Origin of the sequence: Pantoea eucrina (assembly GCF_001691555.1) — a bacterium.
Classification (GTDB): Bacteria; Pseudomonadota; Gammaproteobacteria; order Enterobacterales; family Enterobacteriaceae; genus Pantoea; species Pantoea borealis.
The window spans coordinates 1,253,929-1,267,931 of sequence record NZ_MAYN01000008.1; the positions used below are offsets into that span (position 1 = coordinate 1,253,929).

Genomic DNA, 14,003 nt, shown 5'->3' on the forward strand with positions numbered 1-14,003 from the left:
AGTTGCACTTAAGTGGTGCAATTAATTGATCATGAATCTTTTGTTTCATGCGGTATTCTGACCAGATTTTGCGCATACTTAAGGCTTCAGCGTGGAGGGGTAATGATGAAGTGGATAATTGCGTTAATGATGGCGTGCAGCGTAAACGTGATGGCGCAGAGTCACTGGCAGCCACAGCCTAAATCGCCGTCTGTGATGTTTACGCCGGTTGCGTCGAAATGTGATGTGTCGGCCTGTCAGCAAAACTGCTACGTACAGCAATCGCAGTGTAAAAATGACAGCGGCGGCGGATGTGGCTCGCTGGCACAAATCTGCGTACAGAACTGCGCCAGCCAGTGTCGCTGAGTATCAGGGCGTTTCACGCCAGATATCGCGCATCGCCAGCTCCAGTTTTTTAAACTGGCGATAGCGCGCGTCATGAAAGCTGACCCACTCCGGACGCGGCTGCCGCGCGTCTGGCTGCAGCCGGACCGCATGCTGCACCGCGTCCGCTAAATCCCGCCATACGCCCACGCCAACGCCGGCACACAGCGCGGCGCCCAGCGCGCCGGTTTCCGTGCACGCTGCAACCCGCACCGGAATGTTCAGTACGTCGGCAAACATCTGCGGCCAGACTACGCTGCGCGCGGCACCGCCTGAGAGCGTTGCGCGGGTAAAGGGAAGGCCGGCAGCGTGCAGCCGGTCAATATGCGCCCGGTGAGCAAAGGTCACGCCTTCGAACAGGGCAAACAGCATATCTGCGCGGGTATGCCAGCCGCCCAGACCGTAAAATCCGGCCCGGGCCGGTTCCGGTTTGCGGCCGGAATACAGATAGGGATGATAAAACGGCAGGTTCGGATCCTGGCGGATTTGCGCCACACACTCACTGCTCTGCGCCGCACCTTTTCCGCCGCGCCGGTCGTCAAACTCACGCAGAAACCAGTTGAGGTTGGCCGCAGAAGTCGCGCTGGCTTCAATCGCCATAAAGCGATCCCGTTCTATCATTGAACTCATAGAGACCGGGCGAAGATAGTCAGGTTTGTCCACAACAACCTGATTAATGCTCCACGTACCGGCTACGATTGAGGCGTCACCGCAGCTGACCACCCCTGACCCGGCTGCACTGGCCACCACGTCAAACAGGCCAGCCACGACCGGTATACCTGCCGGCAACCCGGTACGCGCCGCTGCCAGCGCGGTGACATAACCGCTGACAGCGCTCGATTCCCGCAGCGGCGGCAGCCATGCTGCTGCGTCTTCGATATCATAAAGCGCCAGCAGCTCAGCGCTGTAATCGCGAACGCGATAGTCAATCAGCCCGGCGCCTGCCGCGTCTGAATAGTCGCTGCTGAGCGCATCGCTGAGGAAATGCACAATCACATCTTTGGCACTCAGTACCGCACCGATCTGCTGCCATATCAGCGGCTGATGCTGTTTTACCCAGCTCAGCAGCACCGGCGTGGAGGCTGGCCACGGCGTCTGCCGGGAGAGGGCATAGATGGCGTGCTGTTTTTCCGCCTGCTCCAGCGCATCGACGATGTCGCCTGCCCGCCGATCGATGGACTGAATGCCGAGCTGCGGCTGCAGCGCCCGGTCCAGCGTATAGAGGCCATTGCCGTGTCCGGCGGCACCTACCGCAATGATATCCTGTGCGGTCGTGCCCGCCTGCAGCAGACAGTGACGTATTGCCTGTTCAGTACCGTGCCGGATGGCGGCTATCGATCGCTCGGCGTAGCCCTCCTGCGGCTGCAGCGTCTCGCCGGTATGCTCAGCCACGGCCAGTATCGTCCCGCTGAGATCAAACAGCACCGCCTTGATCATTGTGTTACCGGCATCAATACCCAGGATTTTCATATCCGGCTCCGTAAAACCGCAGAGGAGATCGCGCACAGAACGCGCGACGGGTCAGGCGTCAGTCTGCTGATAAAGGGCCAGCGCATCTGCGCCGCTGGCACCCTGATGAATAATGGCCATCAGCGCGGCGACGACCCGGGCAGGATGGGCATGCTGATAAACATTGCGGCCATAGACCATGCCGCTGGCACCCTGCGCCATCAGCAGCGCACTCTTGTGCAGTACCGCGCCGATCTCACCTTTGCCGCCGCCGCGCACCAGCGTCGGACAGCGCGCTGCCTCTACCACACGGTGAAAATCAGCCGGATTATCAGTCGGGTCTGCTTTGATGATATCAGCGCCCAGTTCACGCGCCAGTCGCACCAGCGGCACGATCTGCTCTGCATCGCCCAGTGAACCGTAAGCGGCTCCCTGACCGGCCGGTGCCATTACCAGCGGCTCAATCATCAGCGGCATGCCGTAGCGGTCACACGCCTGACGCAGCCGGCCGATATTTTCGATGCACATGCGAAAAATAGCGGGCTCATCCGGGATCAGATAAAGATTCACTACCACGGCGGCCGCATCCAGCTGCAGCGCTGCCAGAATCGGCTCATCAGGATTATGCAGGACTGCCCACATCTCGCGATGCCGTACCGCGTTATATGCATTGCCAACATCGGTACGCAGCACCAGAGCCGGTTTTACTCCCTCCGCGCACTGCAGCAGATCCGCCTGTCCATAATTGACCTGAATCGCGTCGGGCTGTGCGGTGATCAGGCGCTGCATTACCGCTTCAATATCCTCAAGCCCCTGCAAAAAATCGGGTTCGTTAGCGATACCGTGATCGACTGCCACGTCCAGACAGCGGCCGTGGCGGAATAACCGCTTCATACGGACTTTATTGCTCGCTGACATGCCGGGCCTCCTGCTGCATCACGGTGGGATAGAGACCATGCAGGCCGTGAAAGCGCGCCAGTGAAGCGCAGCAGCGCTGCAGCTGCTGTATCCGCTGGTGCTCGCTCCAGTTCAGCGTCTGCGCCATCAGCAGTGAGATCTCCTGGATCAGCGGCGGCGTCAGCTCGCCACCGATCGCCAGTGACGTGCGCCGCACCAGCAAATCTTCCAGCTGGCACACCTGTTCGTGCTCTGTCAGATAGCGCAGCTCCGTTGCGCTGTAATCGGCGTGGTGATGCAGCGGACGGTCGTCATCGCGCAGCAGCGACAGCAGCGGCACGGCGCGGCTGCCGTAACGTTTTACCAGCTGCGTCACGCGCGGCACCGGCAGCGCGTACTGCTGCGCCAGCTGGGCGATCCAGGCGGGCTGTGCCGCCGGAGCAGGGAAGTCGCGTCCGCCGCCGATAGCTAACTCAGTGGTTGAGGTATGGCGCTTTTCGCCCAGCAGCCGCAGAACCCGATCGGCCGCTTCTTCACCAAAGCGGCGGAATGTGGTCCACTTACCGCCTACCAGGCATAGCGTGCTCCAGGCGCGGGTGGGGTCGGGTGGCAGCATGACCAGTGAATGATTACGCGATATCTGCCCGCTGAGTTTTGCATCGCTGGCGGGCAGGGGACGCACGCCGCAGAAGGTATAAACCACGGCGGATTCAGGCACCACGACCTCAGGGAAGACAAAGCGCAGCGATTCAAGAATATACGCTTTCTCTGCAGCCTCGCAGACGACGTTATCGGGATCGTCAACGCGGATATCCGTTGAGCCAGCCAGCACTTTACCCGCCCACGGAAACAGAATGCAGACGCGTCCCTCCTGATTTTCGAAGTAGACCATTTCACCATCCAGCATGCGCAGCAGCTCCGGATGGTCGAGGATCAGATGCGACCCTTTGGTGCCGCCAATCAGTTTCTGTCGGGCGCTTTTGGGCGCAACGTGCTGGTTAAGCTGGTCAATCCATGCGCCGCCGGCATTCACCAGCACATGCGGCTGCAGGCGAAACTGCTCGCCGCTCAGCGTATCTTTCAGCGTAACGGTCTCTCCGTCGCTGCTGATAAGCTGCATATAATTCAGGGCTAGCGCGTCGCTGCAGGCGCGCTCTGCATCCTCCACCAGCTCAAGCCCCAGCCGTTCCGGGGCACTGATCCACGCATCATAGTAGCTGGCGCTGTATTTCACCCATGGCGCAAAGCCTGGCCAGCGATCGCGGGTCGCTGCCTCACTGCGCACCTGATGTTTAGGCATGGAACCATACTGACGCGTATAGAGGTCATACAGGCTGAGGCCGGTTTTGATCAGCAGCGCACCGCGCCGGGCAGGTTTATCACTGAGACGCAGAAACCGTCGGGTGGCGTTGATCATGCCACCGCTGAAATTCTCCACGGGCACCGTGGTCCGCAGAGGAAAGACATAGTGCGACGCGTTCTTCAGCAGCCGGTCGCGCTCGATCACCGACTCTTTCACCAGACCAAACTCACCGGTTTCAAGATAGCGCAGGCCGCCATGGATCATACGCGACAGCGCACCACTTGCCGCCTGACACCAGTCATCGCGCTCTACGATAATCGCCGGGATCCCCTGCAGGGCCAGTTCGCGAAACGTACTGATGCCGTTAATGCCGCCTCCGGCAATCAGGACCGGTGTAATCTGCCGCTGGCGCAGCCTGTCGAGACGCTCATTACGGGTTAATACAGTAGCCATGGCACGCTCCCTGACGGTGAAGGCTTATCCGTCAAAGGTATAGGAGTGTGCAGCCAAAACGGCAAACCCGCTTACTCAGGATGTGACTCTGTTCACTTACACCACCAATGGAGATGTGGGGTGGGCCGGAGGCAGATATACTATGCGCACCGCTTTTGGTTCTGAGGAATAAGGATTATTCATGCGACGCCGCGTTATGGCTCTACTTTTGCTGCTTATCGCCAGCTCCGCTGCTGCCCGGGCGCCGGATGACATTATCGAACCGCTGATGGCCCGCTTTGCGATCCCCGGCATGGCGATCGCCGTGCTGAATAAAGGGCAGACCACCTTTTACAGTTACGGTGTCACTTCAGTGCCGCAGGAAGCGCCTGTAACCTCCCGCACGCTGTTTGAGATTGGCTCGCTCAGCAAAACCTTCACCGCCACGCTTGCCAGCTATGCCGTACAGCAAAACAAAATGCAGCTGCGCGATAGCGCCAGTCAGTGGCTGCCTGCTCTGCAGGGCAGCGCGCTCGATCGCGTGACGCTGCTGAACCTGGCAACGCACACCAGCGGCATGCCGCTGTTTGTGCCAGAGGAGGTGACGGATAACGCACAGCTCATGCAGTGGTACAAATCGTGGCAGCCTGAGGCGGAACCGGGAACACAGCGTGTCTATTCAAACCTGGGTATCGGCCTGCTGGGCATGATCGCGGCGAAGAGCCTGAATATGTCATTTATGCGCGCCATGGAATCGATGCTCCTGCCGGCGATGGGGATGCATCATACTTTTCTTCAGGTACCGCCGCGCGCCATGCCGGATTATGCACAGGGATATGATAAACAGAACCGTCCGGTACGCGTGACGCCCGGGCCGCTGGATGCGGAAGCGTATGGGTTAAAATCAACATCAGAAGATCTGATCCGCTGGCTCGGCATTCAGATGGGAGAGGTTAACGTGGTACCGGCCTGGCGACAGGCGGTGGCTGCCACCCATCAGGGCTACTTCCGCACGGCAGCATTCACGCAGGCAATGATGTGGGAATACTACCCGCTGCCGGTCACGCAGCAGCAGCTGGTGGCGGGGAACAGCAGTAAAATCATCCTCAACGGCATGCGCGCTGTGCCGGTTTCACCCTCTGCACCCGTGCCGCTGCGTGCCTGGTACAATAAAACCGGTTCAACCAACGGCTTTTCAGCTTATGCGGTGTTTATCCCTTCCCAAAGGGTGGGGCTGATTATGCTGGCCAACAAATGGATACCCAATGACGATCGCGTTATTGCTGCAGATGAGATTATCCGTGCGCTGGCAAAGTGAGGAGAGACGATGAGTATACGGGCATTGCGGGCTGAGGATTATGTGGCCTGGCTGCGGTTATGGCAGGGCTACCAGCAGTTTTATCAGACAGAGATTGATGAGGCGACGACCGGCGAAACGTTCCGGCGCATGCTCTCCCGTGCGGAACCGATGTATTGTCTGGTGCTGGAGCAGGGGGGCAGCATGGTGGGGCTGGTGCATTTTCTGACGCATCGCTCCACCTGGACGCGCGGTGACTACTGTTATCTTCAGGATCTGTTTGTGGCAGATACGGCACGCGGCAGCGGAGCGGGTAAGGCACTGGTACTGGCCGTCTATGAGCAGGCCAGGCAGCGCGGCTGTTCACGTGTTTACTGGAACACGCAGGAGGGTAACACCACGGCACGGGCGCTATACGATCGACTGGCAACAAAAACGGAATTTATTCAGTATCGCTATCTGGTAGCACCTTAGTAGTTACAACAAACTAATATTATCTTATTAACCATCAATGAAGCTCCTCTGCAATACCCGTCTGACACCATAAAAAGCCAGCGGGCAGGGCCGCCATATCTGAAGGCTGTCCTGCTGCGCTCTTTCAAATGAAACGTCCTGTTGATTGTGACGGCGGGCGTGCTTCCTCAGTTCCTGACTTGCAGGACACCGAACTCATGTTATGAATGAAATACTATTTACTTTCATTTGAAGCTTAGCGAGAGGTGATCCTGGTGACAACCTTGTTACGTTCAGAACAGCAGCCCGATAATGTCAGACGCAGTATCTGCCAGTTGAAACAGCAGCTGCGTCAGAAGATAGGGGACGTGGACGCGCTATATGCGCAGGTGCGGGAGAGCGTTGTTATGGAGCTTGCCGCAGCCAGATATGAAGAAGCGCAATCGGGGTCAGCCTGGCCACAACTGAGCTGGCAGGCCATCGCCGCGAATGAAATCAGTGAGGCGCAGAAAGCGCATATCCGGCGGCGCGGCTGTGTCGTGATAAAAGGCAACTTCAGCCGCACGCAGGCGCTGGAGTGGGATGCATCGATGATGCGTTATCTGGACGATAACGACTTTATGACCAGCTACCGGGGGCCGGGGGATGATTTCTTTGGCAACCTTGCGGCATCCCGCCCGGAAATCTATCCGATTTACTGGAGTCAGGCGCAAATGTCCGCGCGGCAGAGTGAAGCGATGGCCACGACCCAGCAATTTCTTAATCGCCTGTGGCGGTTTGAATCTCAGGGGAAACGCTGGTTTGATCCCGATGTCAGCATTATCTATCCCGACCGCATCCGGCGGCGGCCGCCCGGCACGACCTCTAACGGACTCGGTGCGCATACCGATTCCGGCGCGCTGGAGCGCTGGCTGCTGCCGGCGTATCAGCAGGTATTCAGGCATATCTTCAATAACCGTTTTGCACAGTATGACCCGTGGGATGCGGCATTCCGGACTGAGGTGAATGAATACCCATCCGGTACCACAACCAAATGTTCGGTGTTCCGCACGTTTCAGGGCTGGACAGCGCTGTCCGACATGCAGCCGGGCCAGGGGCTGCTGCACGTCGTCCCAGCGCCGCAGGCGATGGCGTTATTGCTGCTGCGTCCTCTGCTCAGCGACGTACCGGAAGAGGAGCTATGTGGCGTTGAGCCCGGTAAAGTGCTGCCGGTATCGGAACGCTGGCATCCTGAACTGATTGCCGGTCTCTGCTCGATTCCGGCGCTGGAGGCGGGCGATTCGGTATGGTGGCACTGTGATGTGATCCATTCCGTTGCTCCGGTAGAGGATCAGCAGGGCTGGGGTAATGTCATGTATATTCCGGCCGCACCAATGTGCGATAAAAATCGCACCTATACTCATCAGGTGGCACAGGCGCTGGCAGGTGGCGTATCACCCGGTGATTTCCCGCGTGAAGATTATGAAGTTAACTGGCGCGATCGCTTTACGCCGGCTCACCTTAACGCCCGCGGCCGACAGGCGCTGGGCCTTACTGATTAACCACAGGACATTATGAACGCACGCCATCAGTCAATTATTGAGCTGCTCAGTGAGCGCGGCAGCGTCAGCGTCAGCGAACTGGCGCTGACCACCGGCGTCTCTGAAGTCACGATGCGCCAGGATCTCAACCAGCTGGAAAAAGAGGGGCTGCTGCGCCGGGTGCATGGCTCCGCCGTTGCTGCCGGCGGTGACGACGTGGGCGTCCGGATGCAAACCCGCTTTGCCGTAAAAAAAAGGCTGGCTGATTATGCAGCCTCCCTGGTGAATGAAGGCGAAACGGTGTTTATAGAGGGCGGCAGTACCAATGCGCTGCTGGCACAGGCGCTGAGCGAGCGTCATGACGTCACGCTTGTCACGGTAAGTCACTATATTGCCGGCCTGCTGCGAGAAAAGGGCGGCGACGTGATCATTCTTGGTGGCCTGTTTCAGAAAAGCAGCGAATCCGTGGTCGGGCCGCTGACCCGTCTCTGCATTCAGCAGCTCAACTTTCACAAAGTTTTTATCGGCATTGATGGCTGGGATCGCGCTACCGGCTTTACCGGACGCAACATGCTGCGCTGCGATGTCGTCCACGCGCTGCTGGAAAAGCCCACGCATACCATTGCACTGACCGACTCCTCTAAATTTGGGCAGATCCACCCTTATGCGCTGGCACCGCACCAGCCATTCAGGCAGCTGATTACCGACAGCGAACTTGATCCGGCCGCGCAGGCGCTGCTGTCGGCTCAGGGAACGGAGGTCACACGCATTTAGTCCGGCAGTGCAGAGTGCTATTTTGCTGACCGGTCGCCCTTTATGTCAGCAGTGCCTGTGCCGTTATCTCATCGGTAATCAGCCCGGAGAGCTGGCCGCTGCTCAGTACGGCCCGAAGGGCGGCTACTTTACTCAGGCCGCCGGTCAGCGCCACAATTTCACTGCTATTCTGGCTGAGCGGCACGGAAAGCGTACGGGCCGTCAGCGAATTGTGGATCAGCGTGCCGTCAGCGGCAAAGAAGTGACCCAGCAGCTCGCCCACGGCACCGGCTGCAGAGAGGGCGTTAATCTCCGCCTCTTCGAGCATACCCGCTTCAACCAGCTGGGCCGCCGGCTCAACCGTGCCGATACCGACCAGCTTGACCTCACTGCGCGCGGCCATATCAAAAATCTCGCTGACGCCGCGCTGCGCCAGCAGCACATCGCGATCCTCTTCAGTATTCGCAAAAAACGGCACCGGCATCATGTAAGCCTGCGCGCCGGTTTTAGCGGCGATTCGGTGCATGACATCATGCGGGTTCAGCGCATAGTTACGCGTCAGGCAGCCCAGCAGCGACACAAAACGCGCCTGTGGCGCCTCAAGGCGCGCCAGCTGATGGATCGCCGCTGACAGGGTACGACCATGCCCCAGCCCGAGCGTAATAGAGGGCGCGTTAAGCAGAAGCTGGCGCAGATAATTTGCGCCAGCCATCCCCAGCGCCCGCACCGGCAATCCTGTTTCGCCCAGGTCGGGCGCGACCTGACAAAACCGCAGACCAAAGTGCTGACGCAGCTTATCCTCCAGCGCCACGCAGTCGAGAATATCGCCATCAATAGTGATTTTCACGGCGCCTTCCGCCACCATGCGCGCAATCAGGCGGTGCGTTTTTACCGAGGGCAGCCCCAGTCGTTTGGCGACCTCAGCCTGAGTCAGACCGCCTACGTAGTGCAGCCAGGCCGCCCGCAGCGCCAGAGAGTCATCGCGGTCGGCAGAAGCAGGTGCGGATTTCATGTCTTTTTCCATTCAGAGTAGAAGACGACGCGGGTTCCGGCCCGCGCGTTTAGCGGTGCTGTCCGGCAGGACGGTGCGTCGCCAGGTGCAGGTCCGCTACGCCGGTCTCAATATGGCTGGCCCAGAACGCCACGCTTTCTGCAATCTCCGCCACAGCGCGGCTGTCGGTGGGTTCGCGCTCTTTGAAACTCAGCTCCAGGCAGATTTCATTATCCTGTGCGCCGCCACGCGCCAGCGCGTCCAGCAGCGGCTGCGGCTGAATACGGCCGCCGCTATTGTACTGCATTGTAAACGGACGATGCCCGCCTTTATCCATCATGCTCTGCTTGATATGAATGATCGGTGAACAGCGCGGCACCGCTTCCGCCCAGGCGTAAGGATCGTAATCACGCGGGTCGGCAGAGGTCACATCACCGTGATCGATATCCGCCATCATCCACATCGGCAGGGCGAAATCGCGCTGGCTCAGGCGCTGCTGCAGGGCCAGCGCGGCAGGGATGGTTTCGCCAAACTCGCGCGCCACGCTCATCGGTTCCCAGAAAAGATATGTCAGTCCCGCCGCGCGCGCATGTTCAGCGACCTCCTGCCAGCAGTCAGTGGCGATATCGATAAGCGTTTCACGGCGCTCTGCGTCCCGGAAATCCTGCTGCGTAAAAATGGCAAACTGCGACCCTATGGCAACACCGCCAAGTTCAGCAGTGATATCCGCAAAGGTTTTAAACCAGTCAATATAGTAGCGGCGCACTGCGGCATCGGGATGACCAAAGTGGTTCAGTCGTCCGTAGGGACCGGTCATACCGGAGGTAACGCGGACGCCGGTGGTACGCAGCGCCTGCTGCATGCGACGCGTCATTGCGGTTATCGTGGCGGCAGGCCAGCCCGGATTAATGAACTCATGCGTCAGCTGCAGGTCACGAATGCGGATTTGCTCCGCCACCGTGGTAATTAAATCGTGCGGATCGGCAAAGCGGTTGACCAGCGGATTCGTATTAAGCGAAAGGGTAAGGGCCATATCAGTTCTCCTGTCCGGCACGGGCGCGCAGCGGGATCACGCGCGCGGAAGCCGCTTCAAACCAGGTGATGAACGCGTCGCGCTGCGCCGGGGTAAGGTGCAGCTGATGCTTGGTGCGCCGCCACAGAATATCCTCTGCCTGCTGCGCCCACTCGTGGTCAGCCAGATAGCGTGCTTCGGCCTCATACAGCAGCCCGCCAAAATGACGCCCCAGATCGCTCAGCGCCGTTGCGTCTGCCAGCAGCTGCGCGATGCGCGTCCCATACAGGCGGGCGTAGTGTTTACGCAGCGGCTGCGGCAGCCACGGCCAGCGCGCTTTGCACTGCTCAAGAAAGGTTTCAAAGTCGGCGTCAGCCATATCGCCCCCCGGCAGCGTGGCCGCGCGCGTCCAGTCAGGGCCCATTTGCGGAAAGAAGGGAGCGAGCTTCTGCAGGGCGTGCTCTGCCAGCTTGCGGAACGTGGTGATCTTCCCGCCGAAAACGTGCAGCAGCGGCGCATCCTGCTGGTTATCGAGGTCAAACACATAGTCGCGCGTCACCGCAGAGGGGTTGCCTTTGCCGTCGTCAAACAGCGGGCGCACGCCGGAGAAACGCGTAATGACGTCAGCCGGGCGCAGCTTCACTTTGAAGTAGCGGTTGACCACATCCATCAGATACTGCTGTTCATTATCATCGGCGGTCACCGCTTCCGCTTTGCCTTCCCACGGGATATCTGTTGTGCCAATCAGCGCTTTATCGCCTTCATACGGATTGATGAAAATCACACGCTTATCGGTGTTTTGCACCAGATACGCCTGCTGACCTTCCCAGAATTTTGGCACAATAAGGTGTGAACCTTTTACCAGCCGCACCCGGCGCTGGCTGTGGCTCTGCGTCACATCGCTGACAATATCCAGCACCCAGGGTCCCGCCGCGTTGACGATTGCCCGGGCAAACAGCGTTCGGCGCTCACCGCTGCTGACATCTTCAAGGGTGATTTGCCATTTGCCGGCCAGGCGCTGTGCGGCAACGCAGCGCGTGCGCGGCAGAATGGTTGCGCCGCGTTCAGCGGCATCAAGCGCATTCAGCACCACCAGCCGGGCGTCATCCACCCAGCAGTCGGAGTACTCAAACCCTTTTTTATAGCTGTCGAGTAGCGGAGCGCCCTCGGGATCGCGCATCAGATCCAGTGTGCGGGTACCGGGCAACTTCTTCCGTCCGCCCAGATGGTCATAAAAGAACAGGCCAAGCCGTACCAGCCAGGCAGGGCGATCGGAGGGGCTGTGCGGCAGCACAAAGCGCATCGGCCAGATAATATGCGGCGCGGCGTTCAGCAGCACTTCACGCTCGATCAGCGCCTCGCGCACCAGCCGGAACTCATAATACTCCAGGTAGCGCAGGCCGCCGTGCACCAGCTTGCCGGAGCGGGAGGAGGTGCCCTGCGCCAGATCGTCTTTTTCACACATCGCCACCGACAGGCCCCGGCCCGCGGCGTCACGCGCGATGCCGGCGCCGTTAATGCCACCGCCAATAACAAACAGATCCAGCATAGTGTCACTCATGATTAACTCCGTTACAGGTATTCAGCGCCTGCCAGCAGGCCGGCAGATCGCTGCGGATCTGCTGATAGTGAGGGAACAGCGCGTCATAGCGCTGCATCAGATCGGGATCCGGCGTTTCCGGTGCGCCAAGCAGCGGGCGGACCCAGGTTTCGGCACAGGCGGCCATAGAAGAGAACGCGCCCACCGCCACCGCGGCCATCATTGCCGCGCCGGCCGCACCCGCTTCTTCACGCTGGCTGATACGCACCGGGGCACCGATAGCCGCCGCGAGGATCTGCCGCAGCGGCGCTGAACGCACCGCGCCACCGGTCAGACGGATTTCACCGGGTCGATCCTGTCCCATCGCCTGGTAGCAGTCGCGCGCCGCCATACCAATGCCTTCAACCACGCCGCGCACCATGTCGGCAAAGGTGTGCTGATAATGCAGACCGGTAAAACCGGCACGCGCGCTGGCGTTCACGAAAGGACCGCGTTCACCCGCCAGTGAAATATAGGGATGAAACAGCAGCGTGCCGGGTGTGGTGCGCGTCAGCCAGGCGTCAATCTGTGCCACCAGCCGGGCGTGGTCGGTTTCGCAGCCAAAGCTCTGCAACAGTTCGCTGGCGACATTCAGCAGCCAGTCAAGATTCAGCGTGGAGGCCATATTGGTCTGAACCTGCGTAACATAACCGGGCCACGGCAGGGGGATCACGTAGCCGGTCTGCGCCGGATTGAGCCAGACATCATCAACAGCAACGCTGCGCAGATGGACGCCGGTTGAGCCTACAATCGAACAGGCCGTATTGGCCTCGCCGGTATGTACGCCAGCGCCCAGTGCCGTCATCGCCATATCCACATAGCCCAGCACTACCGGCGTACCGGCACGCAGACCTGTCAGCGTCGCCGCCTCGCGCGTCAGGGGGTGGGTGATCTCTGTGCCCTCAACGATCTCCGGCAGCAGATGCCGCCGGTGCGTCAGCCCCAGCGCGTCAATTACGGTGTCGTCATAGCCGGCATGACGAAAGTTGCCAAAGGTAAAACTCGCTTCAGACGGGTCGGTGGCGCGCACGCCGGTCAGGTTGAGATAGAGCCAGTCTTTGCAGTGCAGCGCGACGTCGGCTTTTGCCAGCAGGTCAGGAAAGTGTCTGTCCATGTGTGCCAGCTGCGCGCCCTGCTGGCAGGTATTCAGTCCGGTGCCGGTGGCGCTGAACCGTGCCTGCGCCAGCGGATGCTGATTCAGCGTTGCCACAGTTGAAGCGGCGCGTGCGTCGAGCCAGATCCAGGCGTCACCTACTGGCCGATCCTCCGCGTCCACCAGCCAGCTGCCGTCACCCTGTGCCGTTACCGCTAACACCGCCACGCGGGCTGGCAGATTGTCGATACGATCGCTGAGCTGACGCAGGGCGCTGGCCGCATCCTGCCAAGTTTGTGACATCGACTGCTGCGCCGCGCCGCCTGCTGCGCGATAATAGCGGTTACGCACCGACGCGCATGCCAGCTGTTTGCCGGTCAAATCAAAGGCCACAGCCTTGACCACCGAGGTGCCTGAATCCAGGCCCACAATGATATCGCCACTCTCCACCGACACCTCCACATAGTGTGTGCTGCGGGCTGCCTGCTATCCCGCCGTATGCCGTGTTAACGGCGTGTGATTATTATGCTGCTGTTAGTGATACTTCTTTTCTCACTTAGATAACATATCTTTCGTATTAAATTTCAGTTTAAGTAAAATATTTCAATCGACTTAGCGAGCAGGATCACGAAATCAGACTGTCTCTGCGCAGCCGTCAGGCCGCGTGCAGGCTGAGATGCCGCTAACATAAGGGAATTTAAACCTTTGCAGTGGCTGCTATCCAAACAGCGATCCAGATCGCTCTCCTGAAAAAATCGCCGCCTGGCTGTTGACATTTTAGTCACAACAGCACAATTCTCATCACATTAGTTATCACATATATAACACAGCCCGCGTTAATTCCGGGCCGTTAACCCGATG

The 14,003-nt window shown here is 59.4% G+C and carries 12 protein-coding genes; 5 read left to right on the forward strand and 7 right to left on the reverse strand.

Annotated features, from left to right (window positions below):
* Nucleotides 1-102: 102 nt before the first annotated feature.
* On the forward strand, nt 103-345 hold the full coding sequence (locus BBA90_RS12070) for a hypothetical protein (RefSeq protein WP_240484891.1): 243 nt from the start codon (nt 103-105) through the stop codon (nt 343-345).
* 3 nt (nt 346-348) lie between these two features.
* Here BBA90_RS12070 and BBA90_RS12075 read toward each other — a convergent pair whose 3' ends face one another.
* Genes BBA90_RS12075 through BBA90_RS12085 form a run of 3 tightly spaced genes read right to left on the reverse strand, consistent with a single transcriptional unit; the run spans nt 349 to nt 4,465 of the window.
* A complete protein-coding gene (locus tag BBA90_RS12075; RefSeq protein WP_065649352.1) occupies nt 349-1,833 on the reverse strand; it encodes an FGGY-family carbohydrate kinase in 1,485 nt (494 codons plus the stop codon).
* A 51-nt stretch (nt 1,834-1,884) separates the two neighbouring features.
* A complete protein-coding gene (locus BBA90_RS12080) occupies nt 1,885-2,730 on the reverse strand; it encodes a class I fructose-bisphosphate aldolase (protein ID WP_065649353.1) in 846 nt (281 codons plus the stop codon).
* Nucleotides 2,714-4,465: a glycerol-3-phosphate dehydrogenase/oxidase gene (locus BBA90_RS12085; RefSeq protein ID WP_065649354.1), complete on the reverse strand. Its 1,752-nt coding sequence runs from the start codon at nt 4,463-4,465 to the stop codon at nt 2,714-2,716. Before BBA90_RS12085 ends, BBA90_RS12080 begins: the two co-directional genes overlap by 17 nt.
* Before the next feature lie 181 nt (nt 4,466-4,646).
* On the opposite strand from BBA90_RS12085, the gene ampC reads away from it, so the two are divergent.
* The 4 genes from ampC to BBA90_RS12105 all read left to right on the forward strand — a co-directional run bounded on the left by ampC (nt 4,647) and on the right by BBA90_RS12105 (nt 8,488).
* The gene (gene ampC / locus BBA90_RS12090; RefSeq protein WP_065649355.1) at nt 4,647-5,762 is read left to right on the forward strand and encodes a class C beta-lactamase; all 1,116 of its coding nucleotides are present in this window, start codon (nt 4,647-4,649) and stop codon (nt 5,760-5,762) included.
* 9 nt (nt 5,763-5,771) lie between these two features.
* The gene (locus BBA90_RS12095) at nt 5,772-6,215 is read left to right on the forward strand and encodes a GNAT family N-acetyltransferase (RefSeq protein ID WP_065649356.1); all 444 of its coding nucleotides are present in this window, start codon (nt 5,772-5,774) and stop codon (nt 6,213-6,215) included.
* 254 nt (nt 6,216-6,469) lie between these two features.
* On the forward strand, nt 6,470-7,735 hold the full coding sequence (locus BBA90_RS12100) for a YbiU family protein (RefSeq protein ID WP_065650472.1): 1,266 nt from the start codon (nt 6,470-6,472) through the stop codon (nt 7,733-7,735).
* Between the two features lie 12 nt (nt 7,736-7,747).
* On the forward strand, nt 7,748-8,488 hold the full coding sequence (locus BBA90_RS12105; RefSeq protein WP_065649357.1) for a DNA-binding transcriptional regulator YciT: 741 nt from the start codon (nt 7,748-7,750) through the stop codon (nt 8,486-8,488).
* 40 nt (nt 8,489-8,528) lie between these two features.
* Here the strand turns inward: BBA90_RS12105 and BBA90_RS12110 are convergent, their stop codons facing one another.
* From BBA90_RS12110 to BBA90_RS12125, 4 genes are read right to left on the reverse strand one after another with little or no spacing between them, the layout of a single operon-like run.
* Complete coding sequence (locus BBA90_RS12110; RefSeq protein WP_065650473.1) at nt 8,529-9,479, reverse strand: sugar-binding transcriptional regulator; 951 nt, start codon at nt 9,477-9,479, stop codon at nt 8,529-8,531.
* Between the two features lie 49 nt (nt 9,480-9,528).
* Nucleotides 9,529-10,491, reverse strand: coding sequence for a sugar phosphate isomerase/epimerase family protein (locus BBA90_RS12115; RefSeq protein ID WP_065649358.1), 963 nt, complete (start codon nt 10,489-10,491; stop codon nt 9,529-9,531).
* Nucleotide 10,492: 1 nt separating this feature from the next.
* Nucleotides 10,493-12,031, reverse strand: coding sequence for a glycerol-3-phosphate dehydrogenase (locus BBA90_RS12120; protein ID WP_065649359.1), 1,539 nt, complete (start codon nt 12,029-12,031; stop codon nt 10,493-10,495).
* Nucleotides 12,024-13,592: an FGGY-family carbohydrate kinase gene (locus BBA90_RS12125; RefSeq protein ID WP_065649360.1), complete on the reverse strand. Its 1,569-nt coding sequence runs from the start codon at nt 13,590-13,592 to the stop codon at nt 12,024-12,026. The genes BBA90_RS12120 and BBA90_RS12125 overlap by 8 nt, the downstream gene beginning before the upstream one ends.
* Nucleotides 13,593-14,003: the final 411 nt, after the last annotated feature.

Excerpts from the sequence above, each read along its gene's own strand:
- BBA90_RS12070 (WP_240484891.1), top strand. The coding sequence starts at position 103 with ATGATGAAGTGGATAATTGCGTTAATGATGGCGTGCAGCGTAAACGTG.
- BBA90_RS12075 (WP_065649352.1), bottom strand. The coding sequence starts at position 1,833 with ATGAAAATCCTGGGTATTGATGCCGGTAACACAATGATCAAGGCGGTG.
- BBA90_RS12080 (WP_065649353.1), bottom strand. The coding sequence starts at position 2,730 with ATGTCAGCGAGCAATAAAGTCCGTATGAAGCGGTTATTCCGCCACGGC.
- BBA90_RS12085 (WP_065649354.1), bottom strand. The coding sequence starts at position 4,465 with ATGGCTACTGTATTAACCCGTAATGAGCGTCTCGACAGGCTGCGCCAG.
- ampC (WP_065649355.1), top strand. The coding sequence starts at position 4,647 with ATGCGACGCCGCGTTATGGCTCTACTTTTGCTGCTTATCGCCAGCTCC.
- BBA90_RS12095 (WP_065649356.1), top strand. The coding sequence starts at position 5,772 with ATGAGTATACGGGCATTGCGGGCTGAGGATTATGTGGCCTGGCTGCGG.
- BBA90_RS12105 (WP_065649357.1), top strand. The coding sequence starts at position 7,748 with ATGAACGCACGCCATCAGTCAATTATTGAGCTGCTCAGTGAGCGCGGC.
- BBA90_RS12110 (WP_065650473.1), bottom strand. The coding sequence starts at position 9,479 with ATGAAATCCGCACCTGCTTCTGCCGACCGCGATGACTCTCTGGCGCTG.
- BBA90_RS12115 (WP_065649358.1), bottom strand. The coding sequence starts at position 10,491 with ATGGCCCTTACCCTTTCGCTTAATACGAATCCGCTGGTCAACCGCTTT.
- BBA90_RS12120 (WP_065649359.1), bottom strand. The coding sequence starts at position 12,031 with ATGAGTGACACTATGCTGGATCTGTTTGTTATTGGCGGTGGCATTAAC.